The organism is Sphingobacterium siyangense (genome assembly GCF_023277505.1).
In the GTDB taxonomy this organism is placed as follows: domain Bacteria; phylum Bacteroidota; class Bacteroidia; order Sphingobacteriales; family Sphingobacteriaceae; genus Sphingobacterium; species Sphingobacterium siyangense.
Genome location: NZ_CP080574.1, coordinates 2,165,026 through 2,179,705 on the forward strand (window position 1 = coordinate 2,165,026; position 14,680 = coordinate 2,179,705).

10 protein-coding genes are annotated in these 14,680 nt (G+C 37.3%); 6 read left to right on the plus strand and 4 right to left on the minus strand.

All coding sequences use genetic code 11. The annotated features are described in order from the left end of the window. Positions 1-187: 187 nt before the first annotated feature. The gene (locus K2F45_RS08775) at positions 188-2,131 is read left to right on the plus strand and encodes an IGHMBP2 family helicase (protein ID WP_248933323.1); all 1,944 of its coding nucleotides are present in this window, start codon (positions 188-190) and stop codon (positions 2,129-2,131) included. Positions 2,132-2,210: 79 nt separating this feature from the next. Here the strand turns inward: K2F45_RS08775 and K2F45_RS08780 are convergent, their stop codons facing one another. Both K2F45_RS08780 and K2F45_RS08785 read right to left on the minus strand, forming a co-directional pair. Continuing rightward, positions 2,211-3,731 carry an acyl-CoA dehydrogenase family protein gene (locus K2F45_RS08780; RefSeq protein WP_248933324.1) on the minus strand — a complete coding sequence of 507 codons (1,521 nt, stop codon included), beginning with the start codon at positions 3,729-3,731 and terminating at the stop codon, positions 2,211-2,213. A 175-nt stretch (positions 3,732-3,906) separates the two neighbouring features. Further along, complete coding sequence (locus K2F45_RS08785; protein WP_172840662.1) at positions 3,907-4,773, minus strand: helix-turn-helix domain-containing protein; 867 nt, start codon at positions 4,771-4,773, stop codon at positions 3,907-3,909. A 230-nt stretch (positions 4,774-5,003) separates the two neighbouring features. On the opposite strand from K2F45_RS08785, the gene K2F45_RS08790 reads away from it, so the two are divergent. Together K2F45_RS08790 and K2F45_RS08795 are read left to right on the plus strand one after the other, a co-directional pair. Next, positions 5,004-6,212 carry an exo-beta-N-acetylmuramidase NamZ family protein gene (locus K2F45_RS08790; RefSeq protein WP_248933325.1) on the plus strand — a complete coding sequence of 403 codons (1,209 nt, stop codon included), beginning with the start codon at positions 5,004-5,006 and terminating at the stop codon, positions 6,210-6,212. Positions 6,213-6,236: 24 nt separating this feature from the next. Continuing rightward, on the plus strand, positions 6,237-7,490 hold the full coding sequence (locus K2F45_RS08795; RefSeq protein WP_248933326.1) for a beta-alanine-activating enzyme beta-propeller domain-containing protein: 1,254 nt from the start codon (positions 6,237-6,239) through the stop codon (positions 7,488-7,490). 33 nt (positions 7,491-7,523) lie between these two features. Here the strand turns inward: K2F45_RS08795 and K2F45_RS08800 are convergent, their stop codons facing one another. Next, positions 7,524-7,874 carry a DUF2200 domain-containing protein gene (locus K2F45_RS08800; RefSeq protein ID WP_075991811.1) on the minus strand — a complete coding sequence of 117 codons (351 nt, stop codon included), beginning with the start codon at positions 7,872-7,874 and terminating at the stop codon, positions 7,524-7,526. A gap of 190 nt (positions 7,875-8,064) precedes the next feature. Between K2F45_RS08800 and K2F45_RS08805 the strand changes: the two genes are divergently transcribed. Then, entirely contained in the window at positions 8,065-8,814 is a 750-nt protein-coding gene (locus K2F45_RS08805; RefSeq protein ID WP_248933327.1) for a ThiF family adenylyltransferase, read from the plus strand. A 118-nt stretch (positions 8,815-8,932) separates the two neighbouring features. Then, a complete protein-coding gene (locus tag K2F45_RS08810) occupies positions 8,933-9,625 on the plus strand; it encodes a hypothetical protein (protein ID WP_088160898.1) in 693 nt (230 codons plus the stop codon). Between the two features lie 2 nt (positions 9,626-9,627). On the opposite strand, the gene K2F45_RS08815 is transcribed toward K2F45_RS08810, so the two are convergent. Beyond that, positions 9,628-10,389 carry a response regulator transcription factor gene (locus tag K2F45_RS08815; RefSeq protein ID WP_075991814.1) on the minus strand — a complete coding sequence of 254 codons (762 nt, stop codon included), beginning with the start codon at positions 10,387-10,389 and terminating at the stop codon, positions 9,628-9,630. Positions 10,390-11,191: 802 nt separating this feature from the next. Here K2F45_RS08815 and K2F45_RS08820 point away from each other — a divergent pair. Further along, positions 11,192-14,329, plus strand: a complete 3,138-nt coding sequence (locus K2F45_RS08820; RefSeq protein ID WP_248933328.1) for a GH92 family glycosyl hydrolase — start codon at positions 11,192-11,194, stop codon at positions 14,327-14,329. Positions 14,330-14,680 lie beyond the last annotated feature (351 nt).

The following is a 14,680-nucleotide window of genomic DNA, read 5'->3' on the forward strand; positions in this document are numbered from 1 at the left end:
CTAATTGTTGATTTATGGATGTTTTGATTGGAAAACGCTCTCTTTCCCAATTATAGTAAAAAAATACGAATTTACGGCCAGATCCATTGCTTCTTTTGAAGCATATCAATTTGCTTTATAAAATTTGACAAAAGATGGGATGAATTAAAAACCAAATGGTCCAAATACGTAAAAAAACAGTTATTTTGTGCTTGAGCAATATGTATATTACACGATGAATTATTTCGACGAGCTTATTACTTTATTACAAGAAGAGCAGCAATTTGATCGATTACAACATGAAAACTTGTTGTTGAAAAGTAGTTTGAATGAACGAAGAATGCAAGGTGTCACCTGGTTTCCGATTCAGATAACAGATACGGAGCTCGGAAGAGGAGACTATTTGTCCGTTAATTTAAATCGAACAAATCATTATGAGGTCGAACATAAGTTTCGCTTTGGTATGCCAGTTTGTCTGTTCTCAAATCACGATCCCGACCGAGATCGAATAGAGGGCATCATATCTTCGATCAATAGGGATGGGATGCGAATTTCATTTCGTGTCGATGAACTTCCAGAATGGAGCAGAAGAGGAAAGCTTGGTGTTGATTTGTTATTTGATGAGTATTCCTATCGGCAGATGTTCAATGCATTGGAGAAAGGAAAGGAATTGAGCCGTGATGCAAAGCAAGGTGGTTTTGTGAGAAGATTAATCGGTGAAGAGGTGATTCCAACTGAATCTATTGGAAAATTCTTTGAGCATCCCAACTTAAATACAGGGCAAAATAAAGCCATCCAACAGCTATTGGAAGCAAGTACTGTGGCTCTTTTGCATGGGCCGCCGGGGACAGGGAAAACAACAACATTGGTTCAGGCCGTGAGCGCATTGCTAAAACAATACAACAAGCAAGTATTGGTTGTTGCGCCGAGCAATACGGCCGTTGATCTGTTAACCGAACGTTTAGACGCTGCTGGAATTGCAGTAACAAGAATAGGAAACCCTGTTAAGGTTTCGGAACATCTTCAAGAGTTGACACTCGATGCAAAGATTGATCGACATCCCGCAAATAAGGATATTAAAACACTTCAAAAACAAGTGCGGACGTATACAGAGATGGCTCAAAAATATAAACGTAATTTTGGGAAGGCTGAGCGGGAGCAAAGAAAAGCATTGTTTGATGAGGCCCATCGAATCAGAAAAGATGTCGATAAGATTCAAGATTTTATCAGTGCAGATGTTTTGGATAAATCGCAGGTAATCACTGCAACTTTGGTTGGATCGAATCATGAGGTTATTCGCAATCGTAGCTATGAAACAGTCATTATTGATGAGGCCGCACAAGCATTGGAGCCTGCTTGCTGGATACCGATATTAAAGGCACATCGGCTTGTTTTGGCCGGTGATCACAATCAATTACCTCCAACAGTAAAATCTAGTAGGGTATCTCACCATGGCCTGAGCCATACATTATTCGAAAAATTGGTGGACCATAATCCGCAATTAGTTTCTTTGTTAGATGTGCAGTATCGCATGAATGAACAAATTATGGAATACCCGTCCGCAGCCTTGTATAATGGTTTGTTGAGAGCAGATAGTACAGTGGCACAGTGGAGCTTAGCAGTGGATACCGAACCGGTCTTATTTATCGATACAGCGGGAGCGGGGTTTGAAGAAACGGAAAGTGACGGCGCAATCTTCAATATTGGAGAAGCTCATTTTATTAAAGCCCATCTGAACGACCATATTGGGGCTTGGAAAGCTTCCTTGAGCCTAAATGAAAGCCTGAGCATCGGGGTGATTGCACCTTATCGAAAGCAGGCCACTTTATTGAAGGAGATATTGGATGGGGAAGAAGCGCTACGACCTTTTAACGACTTGATTAAAATACAGACAATAGACAGTTTTCAAGGACAGGAGAAGGATGTTATTTATATCAGTTTGACAAGAAGTAACGCTGAACAGCAGATTGGTTTTTTGTCTGATGTTCGCCGGATGAATGTGGCAATGACTAGGGCTAAGAAGAAATTGGTTGTTATTGGAGATAGTGCTACAATAGGTTCACATCCGTTTTACCGAGAATTTATTGCCTATACCGAGTCGATAGGGCACTATCATAGTGTGTGGGAATGGGATATTTCAGCAATAACGTAAGAGGCCACTTCATAGGAAGTGGCCTCTTACGTTATTGCTGAAACTTACTGACTAGATTGATTCCTGTAATCTCTCCTTATTAAGAAGTGAACTTCATCCAATCTGTGTTATCGTCATAGTTCATAAGTGGTTCGGCATTATTATTATTTGATAATTGGCCTACCAACATATAAATATCCATGCTCACGTGTTGACGTGTTATTTCTGTCATCTTATCATTGAAGCCGGCGTTGTTAATTTGTAAAACATACTGAAAACAAATGACGCGGGCGATTATCTTTCCAAGTGTAACCAGTTCACGTTGTTTCGGCTGTAGCGGAAAGTCAAAATTCAAGATTGATGAGAAAAATGGTGCTGCAAATTCAGTTGAGCTATATTTTTTTAGGAAAGACAATAAGTTGCTTTCTTTGGTTTTGCGCATAAGTTTACCGATCGCTTCAGCAACTTGAGAATAAAGCATTTCATTTGACCCCTCAAAGATTTGAAAAGGTCTACTGTCTATGAGGCCACGACCGGCAACATGGTCTAACCTGTAGCCATTAGCACCGGATAATTGCACACATATTTGCGCGGCTTCATGCATTAAGTCTGTCACAAATGCTTTCACACTATTGGCATCTACACTATAGGCCGAAAGGTCATTATGGATAGAGCTGATCGAGACACTGTATGAACACATTGCAGAACACAAGGTAAAGGCAGCCTGTATGCGCGACAACTGAAATTTAACAGCGTCTAATTCATTTAAACTAATACCCGCTACACGACGTTCGGAACAATGTGTCATGGCCTCATCCAACATCCGTTTTATAAAACCCATGCCCATTCCAGGGAACTGTAATCTGCTGCGGTGGAGGGTATCTAACATCAATTTAATTCCTGTACTTTCCGGGTTTAGTTTGTGATCAGCGGGTACATTAATGTCGATGTTGTTCACACCATAAGGAATCGCATACAGCCCAAGGCTATTGTATTTCTTTGTAACAACAATCTTTTGTTCTTCGACGGCATTTTCTGTGACAAAGAAATCTATATCCCGCACCAGTTCTCCATTTTCATTTTTCTTGCGTGCTGTCACGAGCCAAAAGTCTGCAGCTCCAGTAAGACCTTGCCAGTGTTTTTCACCTTTTATATAGTACTTATCGTCCTTTTGTTCGTAAGATGTTCGCATATTGAGTGCGTCACTGCCGTAAGCCTGTTCGGTAATCATTAATCCTCCCATTGCCTGGTTTTCCAAAAATTGATGGAATACCCGCTCTTGAAGTAAGGTGTTGCCGTATTTGGCAAAAGGTTCCAAAAATAGCGCAATATTAATCCCGAAGATTAGCGATAAAGATAGTGATTCATAAGAAGCAGCTGCCAGTACACCCAAACATTCTTTTACATGAAGTCCCCGGCCACCGTGGTGTTCTGGGATAGCAACCGACAAGGGTTGCATTTTCATGATCTCAGCTAAAAACTCAGGCGGTAGCCCACGCGTTAAACTGAGCGAGTTATAATCATACTCTTTATTAAATAAGCTTGATAGCCTAGTTTTAAAATCCGCAATAAACAAATCGAAATCTTGGGTTATATTGTTGTGTTCTGAAACCTTAAGCATCTTTAAATATGTAATTAAATGATGGAACAATGTAAATCGAAACATGAAGAAGAACTGCCCGTTGACCAAAAAATTCTCTTTTGCTTCAATCACTTACACAAAAATAACTCCAATCAATTTGATTCTCTTGTGTACTTCAGTATAAAAGATAGGACAAATCGTGCATATTGAAAACCTAAGTTGCTCTGTTTCGATAAGAAGTAGGAGAAACGCCAACTATTTTTTTGAAAAGCCGTGAGAAATAAGAGGGATCAGAAAAATCCAATTCATAACAGATATCTGCAATGCTTTTAGTGGATTCAAACAATAGAAATTGACTGTGCATAATCAGCACTTCAAGAATGAGTTCCTTCGACGATTTTTTGAATACAGAAAATACGCACCGATTAAGGTAGTTTGTAGATACCGCGAGTTTATCCGCGTAGAATGAAATATTTTTTTGCTTTTTGAAGTTTTTGTGCACAAGCTGTTTGAACATCATAGCAATTTCCTGTCTCCGATTGAGCGCTAGGTTGGATGAAGATAGCTTGATAATTTTTAGAATTGCAGATTTTAATAAATTTTCAAATAGTTCTTTATAAGGTAATTCCGAAAGCAATTCATCATAAAGTAATCTGAAAAGCTCTTGAAGATCGCTGCTGTCTCGCGCCGTTAAGTTCAGTAAGGGTGAGATATTAAAGATATTCAAAATCTCCTGTTCCCGGAATATGGAAGTCATTGCATTGTCGTTTATTAAAACGCAATGGCCTTTCGCAGATTTATCGACCGACTTTATTGTTGAGATATTGCCGTAATTGCTGATAAGAATTGCTGGAGCTGTTACGACATATTCCTTAGCTCCAATTTGATGTTTAAAATAACCCTCAGTGATATGAACGAGCAGGTTATAGCCCAAGAAAATAGGTGGGGTAGGGAATTTAATATAAGGAGCGATTTCACTGAGCTGGAATATCTTGATCGGCGATTGCTGGTAGCGAAGATGCTCCAAACTACCTGTCATAAAACGATCTACAAATTCACCCGCATTTACCTGCTTTTCCATTATCAATTATTATTATAAAATTTAGTATGCCACAGCTTCTGAATGTCATCTATTGTTTCATGTGCAAATCATGCTCCCAATAATATTCCAAAGGTAGCTGGATAAAACTTGTTTATCAATTTTAACAAATGATTTGCTAAAATAAAGCTTTATCCTTAGTTTAGTTTTTGCAATCAGATAAATAGCCTGATGCTCAGGGGCTATATTTTAATATTATAAACCAAATGAATATGAAACTAGTGCTCATTTCTATCTTGACTCTATTCCTGTTCAGAAATGTAACTGCACAGATCTCGTTGAATTATTGTAATGATCGTATACAAACTGGAGCAGAACAAACCGAGCGTTATCTTCCTTATTTAATGAATAAACGTATTGCAATATTGGGAAATCCATCTACGGTTATTAAAGGGAGACACCTTGTTGATAGTCTACTCGCGCGCGGGGTTCAGATTGTGAGAATTTTTGGACCTGAGCACGGATTTCGAGGCAATGCAAGTAATGGAACTGAAGTGGGGGACGAAATCGATCCGACAACCAAAATTCCTATTGTCTCTTTATACGGGAATAAGAAAAAGCCAACAGCGAAGGATCTAAAAGATATCGATCTGTTTATTTATGATGTGCAGGATATGGGGGTGAGATTTTATACTAACATTAATACCCTTCGGGATATTATGGAAGCTTGCGCCGAAAATGATAAGGAGCTCTTGATCTTAGACAGGCCCAATCCCAATGCCTATCTAATTGATGGTCCTATTTTGGAGGAAGAATATAAGTCGGGTATTGGGCAATTCCCTGTGCCTATTGCGCATGGGATGACTACAGCTGAATTTGCCCAGATGATCAATGGAGAAGGTTGGATGAATACTAAAAAGAAGTGTAAATTGAAGATTATTCCTGTAACAGATTATGATCATAGTATGCTTTATAAGTTACCAGTCAATCCTTCGCCCAATTTAAATACGGAACAAAGCATACTCTTATATCCAAGTACCTGCCTCTTCGAAGGTGTGAAAGTAAATCATGGCAGAGGCACCGATTATCCCTTTGTTGTGATCGGTAGTCCAATCTATAAGGGTATATATGACTTCTCATTTGTTCCCGTCAGTAAAAAAGGGATGAGTGAATCGCCACTGTTTATGAATGAAGAATGTTATGGAATAGACCTGCGTAAATATGATCTGCAGCAGCTTGTCAATAGCAAAAAAATAAACCTATCCTGGATGATAGCGCTTTATCGGAATTCTCCGGAAAAAGACAAGTTTTTTGATCAATCATTTTCGAAACAGATTGGCAGTATCGAAAAGCTCGTGGGCGTAGGTTTATTTCGCAAGCAAATTGAAGCCGGTGTTTCGGAAGAAGAAATCCGAAAAAGCTGGGAGCCGGGCCTAAGTAATTATAGAAAGACTAGGGAAAAATACCTTATCTATCAATAATATAACCTGAATAAAAGTAAATCGATGTTTGGACTAAAATATGATTGGCGCCCAATTATTATCCTATTTATTGCAGTGGGATGTTTTTGTCAATTACGGGCGCAGCAGCTGGCTAAAGGCCTAGATCGCCAAAATTATACAGCACAATCCAACATTAGGTTAAATCCCGCGTTGAAATGGAAATTCAAAACAAAGGGAAGGTTGTTTTCTTCGCCCGTCGTTTGGAAGGATATCGTTTTTGTCGGGTCTTGCGACAGTAATCTTTACGCATTGAATAAAACGAGCGGTAATATACTTTGGAAGTATAAAACTACCGGTGAAATTCGGTCGACTGTTGCCATTGATGGCGGAACAGTGTATTTTTTAAGCACTGATGGCTACTTGTATGCCCTGGATGTCCAAACAGGTCGAAAATTATGGCAGTTTTCAACCGATGGTGAAAAGAGTTATGATGTATGGGACTATTTCCTCTCATCTCCTGCGGTTGCAGATGATGTAGTTTATTTTGGGTCTGGAGATCATCATGTTTATGCCGTAGATGCTAAATCGGGAAAACTTGTTTGGAAATTCCTGACTGGAGGTATTGTGCATGCAGCCCCAACGTTGACAAAACAGCGTGTTTTCATTGGTAGTTTTGATGGTTATTTTTATTGTTTGAAAAAAGATGGTACCCTTCATTGGAAGTTTAAAACGGTTGGCGAACGTTATTTTCCAAAAGGCGAGATTCAGTTCCATGCAGCAGTCGCCGACAGTACAGTCTATTTTGGTGCTCGTGACTTTAATGTATATGCGCTTAATACCGCGAATGGAAGTGGTTTTTGGGTATATCATCAACCAGGGAGCTGGACGAGTGTTCCTAGTATTTTTGACGATAAGCTTGTCGTAACCATGTCGGATTCCTATAGTATACTTGTTTTAAATAGAATGGACGGTGTGAAAATAACTGAACCTAAAGTACCTTTAAATACATTTAGCAGTGCCTCTATCGTAGGTAATGAGGCTTTTTTTGGAACGCTGGATGGTGTAATTTATAGATTGGATATAAAAAACGGAGAAGTTGTGCCTGTTTTTCAAACGGAGTCGAGTAAAAAGAACAGGCCGTTGTTTATAAATGATGAAAATGTGCTCCGCGCTGATCTGCAACAAAAATATGAGGATGATATTACAAGACTGTTTGCAGACTACCAGCAGATGGGAAGTATCTTTTCAACAATATGGATTGATGAAAATCGGCTTTATTTTAGTTCCGCTGATGGTGCCATCTATGCATTGGAATAGTAAGTACGCGCTATTTACAAATCGTAGCAGGGCTTACTTTCTCAAAATTTTTTCCATGGATCTACCTTTGGCCAGTTCATCAATTAATTTATCGAGATAACGAACCTTCTGAACCAGCTGATCTTCAATATCCTCAATGCGATAGCCACAGATTACACCAGAGATCTTTGAAACATTCGGGTTTAAGCAAGGTGCTTCTTTAAAGAAATGTTCAAAGTCAATTTTATCGTCAATCGTTTGCTGTAACGATATGGGGTTATAGCCGGTAAGCCAGAAAATGATTTCGTCGACCTCTTCTTTTGTGCGTCCTTTTCTTTCGGCCTTTTGTATATAAAGCGGGTATACACCAGCAAATGACATGCGATATATTCTTGTATTATCCATTTTTACATGTTGATTTTATTAAAGGTATTCATTTTGAATGAAAATAGAAACAAAGGATAGTTGGCTAAATTAAGCAGGATCATTGCTAATTGCTGCTACGTAACTATAAAATTTACTTAGCAATTTCTTTAATAATAATATAAATTATAATTCTATCTTTATGTGATACAAAATTATTGAAAGATTAGATATGGATTTGAGGTATATTCGAAATAACATACATATTAAAGAAGAGGATCAACAACGTATCAAAGACTTTCCTGTGCTGATAGGAGGGTGTGGAATAGGTAGTTACATCGCAGAGTGCTTACTGCGTATGGGTTTCGAAAATTTGACAATTGCCGATGGAGATGTTGTCGAATTGACAAATCTAAACAGACAAAATTACACAAACAAGGATATTGGTATTAAGAAAGTATTTGCTTTGCAGGAACGTTTACATTCAATTAACCCACAAGCCAAAATAACCGTGTTTTCTGAATTTATTAACAAAGATAATCTATATAATATCGATATTAACCATAAGGTTGCTATTAATGCGTTGGATTTTTCTTCTGATATTCCTTTTGTTTTTGACCAGTATATGGCAGAGAGAAATATACCGGTAGTACATCCTTATAATTTGGGCTGGGCAGGATTTTTAACAGTTCTTCCACCTGAAGGTCTTAATTTACATTCATTAGAAAAGGCTCACAAGACATTTGAATTAAATGTCGGTAAATTTATTGTAGACAGTTTAAAAACAAAGGGTATAGAAACGAAATGGTTTGAGGAATTTTTGGTAGAATATGGTAAAATAGCGCTGAAGTCTTCTCCTCCGCAGTTATCATTGGGTCTGTATTTATTATCGGGAATGGTTAATCATATCGTATTTAATTTAGCGACATCTAAACCTGTAAAATTCTTTCCAGATTCCTATTATTTATCAATGATTAGTTGAACTTAATATAATTGAAAAAAATATTCGTTCCATTACACTTTTGTGTAGTAAATTTGTCTCTGTGGGAATTTAAACGAAAAGTCTTTATTTTTATAATTGCATATCGAATAACATTTGCATGAACTGGACGCCTGAAAATTATTATTTTACCAAGCTTAATAAAAACGAACTTCCTGAACTTATTCATTTTTATTTAGTAACGACTCAGCAGCATTACAAACTGGATAGTTATTCCGAAGAGGAATATGCGTTCGACTTTGAGTCATTGATAGGAGAGGATCAGATTTTTTTTGATCGTTCCATTTATTATGTGCTTCGAAGTAAGCTTGATGACTGTATTCAGGCATCCATTAGAATTACATTTTGGGATAAGGAAACGAGTTTGCCGATTCAGAAATTATTTGATATCGAGACAGAAAGTTTGTTAATTCCGCATGTAAAGAATTTTTGGCACATTGGGCGTTTCGTAATTTCTGGAAAGATAATAGGTAATCGGATCAATATTCTGAAAAAGATGCTTTTTGACGCATTTTATGGCCCTTATAGCCTTGGTAGCGGACTAGTCATTGCGGAATGTGATCGAAAGGTGGTAAATACGCTTCGAAAATTAGAAATAGAATCTTTTGAACTTGGTGATCCAATTATCTACCTCTATTCTGAGACATTACCGATCTATATTAAATCAGAATGGCTGGACACTTTTATTGAGAAAAATAAATATTCCCAATTTAGTATGGGAAACCAGGTTGATATTCAAAAATTTGTTGAGATGTCTAAACTAATGCTGTTATGTTCAAAAAATAGTGAATAACATTAGAAAAGAGATAGTTCAATTGCTAATGCTGTAGCTTCTGTAATGCTTTTAACTTTCAGTTTTGAAAATATTTGTTTTTTATGAAATTTTACTGTATCAATTGATACATAAAGTCGATCTGCTATTTGATCCATAGTAAGACCCTGTGCGGAAAAAAGAAGAATATCCTTTTCACGGGGTTTCAATTTAATGCGAGGAGTTTCTACCCAAATATCTTTATCCAAATCATATTCAAACTGTTTCCCATCCTCATCAGATTTAAATCTAATGTTTCCCGAGTTTGCATGTGAAGATATAGAAACCAAGCAGAGCGCGATCCAGGGGTTAGAAAATTTATCCAGGAGCAGAGGTTTTAGTTTATGGTTTACTAATAGTGGTTTATTTCCAGGTTGTTTTAAATGAAAATCGTAAGATATCGAGAATTTTAAGCGATCTTCGGCATCCAAATCTCCAAAAAAGTCAAAACCAACGTCGTTGATCTTTTTTAGTAAATGTAAATCGCTCTCAGGGACATTATTCACATAGTGGTAATAGCCTTCCCGCATGACTTCCGCAGGAGTGCTTCCACACAAAAAGATTGGGTTATCAGAAACAAATAAAAAGCTTTTCTTTGAATAGTCAATTAAATATATACTTTGGTAGGTTAACCTGCTTAAGGATTTGGCAAAATTTATAAAGGCTTCGACAATCTCATAATCATCTTTGCTAAAGTCGTCTTTAACTTGTACCGGCTTGAAAAAATCTTCAATCTTAATTTTCATAGTGTAAATTACAAAGATGATCCGCAATCGCTTTTGAATACCACGTAAAATCGATGTTGTCCTGGCGTGCAAGTTACAAAAATAAGGGCATAATCTCAATTTATACGCTAGTAATAGGCTTTTTTACGTTCCTATCCTTACTTTGTAATCATCGTCAACGTTAATAGTTGAACTTGTTTAAAATATTAAATCTCTATCCAGCAATGAAATAAGTTTCTACACAAATGTGTAGAATATTGTTTATAATGATAATACAAAAGATAATACTCTTATCTTTAAGGTCTCAAAGCAAATAATTGTATAAATATAACTTATTAGATCCAAATAGCCAATAGTAATTATTGCTTTACTTGAGTTTTGACAAAGTTTTAATCCTAGAATAATGAACTCTAGGTAAATTATTGCCATGTGCACCCTTTTATTAAGCTTTTTTATCATAAATAATCTGTAGAAACACTTTTCTAAGTAAAGACAATTTTTCCACCGAAAACTAGGAAACAGGATCGATATGGCGCAAACTACAAATTGACCTAACTTTCCTATCCAAGAATCAAAACCTTTCATTTTTCCAGCTTGTGTCAATTAGATTCAGTTCATTTTTTTTCTTTCAGTATGTATATACATTTTAATTTTATTCATTTGATATTTGTTTTTTTTGTAGTAATATTGTGCTTAAAGTTTTGCTTTTAAACGTTTTTTTAGATTATTAATGTATGTACAATGTGATGTGTTTTGTGAATTGTTTCGTGCATTTTATGAGGAAAGCAACTGATGTAATTAAAAATTATAAAATCTGATACTTATGAAATTACGTTTCTCACTTTCTTTTGCCACCGGTCTGTTGTTCATGTGTGTTCAGTCTGTTGTTGGTCAGGAGCACGCAATTTGGCAATTGGGGAATTCAGACGGTTCAAGCAGCGAATTTGCCTTGTCCCCGAATGGATATAAGAAATTTTTGGAACATGATTTTGGTTATGAAGACAATGCGTTTATCATCGGTCAATCTTCTTTAACAAAGGATTTACCCTATGTATTGCCCGGTCCGGCCAATGAATGGGGCGGGACTGGAGGAACCTCTGGTCTGAGAACACATTTTTTAAATCTATACTATGTGTTAAACAATAGTATAAAAAATGGTCAGTGCATACTCCAGGTTAAATTGGCCAATAGTGACCCTAAAAATAAACCTACACTACAGATCGCAATCAATGGCAAGCCCTATAATTTTGAGGTGGAGCGGGGAGAAGGAAATGGTGAGCCACTAGAGAATCCTTTAAAATCTGGAAATTCTACGATAAATATACCATTACCAGCTGATCTCATTAAGAAAGGCGGAAATCAGATTACCATGACTGTCATAAAGGGAGGTTGGGTTGAATTTGATTCCTTTAAACTGCTTGGTCCACAGCAAGTAAAGTTAATAGCCAATCGTTCTGTAATTGTTAAAAATGTACAGCAAGCTGAATTTGAGATCTTAAATGCAGGGAAACCCGTCCAAAATATGTTGGTTGATCTCTTGAAATTGAAAGATGATGAACAGTTGAAAGTAGTCTTAGATGGAAAGAAAATTTATGAGAAAACACATGAAAAAGGTGCAGCGAAATTGGAAATACCAATGCCTTATGTCGCTAAGGATATATGGAGTAAGTATGAAATTTATTGTAATGGACAATTAATACAGTCTTCAACGATCAAACGGGGCCCAAAAAGACTAGGTGGAGTTTCAGATTATGTGAACACGATGATGGGTGCAGCACATTCCAGATGGATGATAGCCCCGGGACCATGGATGCCTTTTGGCATGGTAAAGATAAGTCCAGATAACCAAAATATTGGCTGGCAGGCAGGTTATGAACCTTCTATCGAATCTATTGGTACATTTAGCCATATTCACGAATGGACAATGGCTGGATTGGGTACATTTCCGACAGCAGGTCAATTGAAAACTCGGGTCGGAGATCAGTACAGTACAAATTCAGGATATCGATCAGCAATAGATAAAACCAGCGAAAAGGCTCCATTGGGATATTATGCTGTTCATCTCCTTGATCACGATATCGACGTAAAATTGACGGCTGGTACACGTTCCAGTTTTCAAAAATATACCTATCATAAGTCGGACACAGGACGTATCATGATTGATCTCAAGGTTAACGGAGAATATGATTATAAAATTAAAGATTTCTCGCTGAAAAAGGTTTCTGACTATAAGGTTGTGGGATACAGTAATCAATTATCTGAAAACGTTTGGTCCACGGATGCAAAACAGGATTATGTCGTATACTTTGTGATGGAGTTTGATAAACCTATCATAAACTATGGTACATGGCATAATGATAGGTTGACTGAACGGGTTGATTTGGTTGCTGATAGCGCTCAATTTGCGGGAATGTACGTGGAATTTGATGTGCATAAAGATAAGGCTGTACAACTGCGCACAGGGATTTCTTATGTGAGCTTAGCGAATGCAGAGGAGAATCTAAAAACGGAACTGTCGGAGCCATTCGGATGGTCCATTGATCGGGCTGTGGAAAATCAACATAAAGTTTGGGATGAACTTTTAAGTAGATTGACGATAAAGTCTTCAGACTATTTTGAAAAAGAGAAATTCTATACCAATATGTATCGCACTTTGGCAAGCCGAAACACATTTAGTGATGTGAATGGCCAATGGAGGTCTTCGGATGAAGTGATACGAACTTTAGCCCATAAAGGGGATCTCGCTTTAGGTTGTGATGCTTTCTGGAATACCTTTTGGAATTTAAATCAGTTTTGGAACTTGGTTACGCCGGAATGGTCCAATAAATGGGTTAGATCGCAACTTGCGATGTATGACGCAAATGGCTGGTTGGCGAAAGGGCCGGCTGGAATGGAGTATATTCCCGTCATGGTTGCTGAACATGAAATACCGTTAATTGTCGGGGCATACCAGATGGGGATTAGAGACTACGATACTGAAAAGGCATTTGAAGCTGTTAAAAAAATGCAGACAACAAGTCCATTGAAATTTGAAGGTGGTTTTGCAGGTAACAGGGATTTGGATGTCTATTTAAAATATAAGTACGTTCCTTATGATTTGGGCCGGTTTTCCAATTCAATGGAATATAGTTTTGACGACTGGACAGTTGGGCAGTTCGCAAAATCGTTAGGAAAGGAGCAGGAGTACAACTATTTTAATGATCGCGGAAACTGGTGGAGAAACGCGATAGATGTCAGTAGTGGCTATGCCCGGATGAAGGATTCAAAAGGAGAATGGTATAAAGATTTTGATCCTTTTAAATCGGGAGCTAACCATCATTATGTAGAAGGAAATGCATGGCAACTGACTTTTTTTGTGCCACAGGATATTCCTGGGTTAGTTAAAATGATCGGACAGGATGTGTTTTTAAAACGATTGGAATGGGGATTTCCAGAAAGTGAAAAATGGCGCTATAATGGCCCTAATGATCAATATTGGGATTATCCTGTTGTTCAGGGAAATCAGCAATCAATGCATTTTGCCTATATTTTTAATTGGTTGAATAAGCCCTGGTTGACACAAAAATGGAGCCGCTCTATAGGTGAGCGCTATTATGGCCAAGGGGTTTCGAATGCTTATCTCGGCGATGAAGACCAGGGGCAAATGAGTGCTTGGTATATCATGAATGCTATTGGTTTATTTCAGATAGATGGCGGAACAAGGGTCAAACCAATTTATGAAATAGGAAGCCCACTTTTTGAGGAGGTTAAGATTAGATTGGATGGTAAATATGGAAGAGGTGAACAGTTTATTATCAAAGCGAAAAATGCGAATAAGAAAAATATATATGTGCAACGCGCAACGTTAAATGGAAAACCGCTCAATACCTTTTATTTTGATGCTTCCGAATTGCTAAAAGGAGGGGAGCTTGTCTTGGAAATGGGCGCTACACCGAATAAACAATGGGGACTGTATCAATAAAAAATATGTTTACTGCTGGATTAAAATAGAGCGAGTTGAACTATAACAATGATTTGTTAAAATTTGGTTAAACTAAGAGGCCTGATATAAGAAACTCGTTTTTGATGACGTTATATCAGTAGTTTCATAATTTAGGTTAATAATTGGTTAGTTAGTAAAAGCCTGAAGTTCCCCACTTCAGGCTTTTGTTGTTATTGACAATCATAAATCTCTTTGCTTAACATGTATAGTTTTGCTAAATCCTATTAACAAACGTAAAATCATCGATATAACCATTTATAAGATTTGTAAATCTTTGCGATTATCTGTAGTATTGTAGGTACACGCTAAAATGCGCGGCCTATGGTGTTT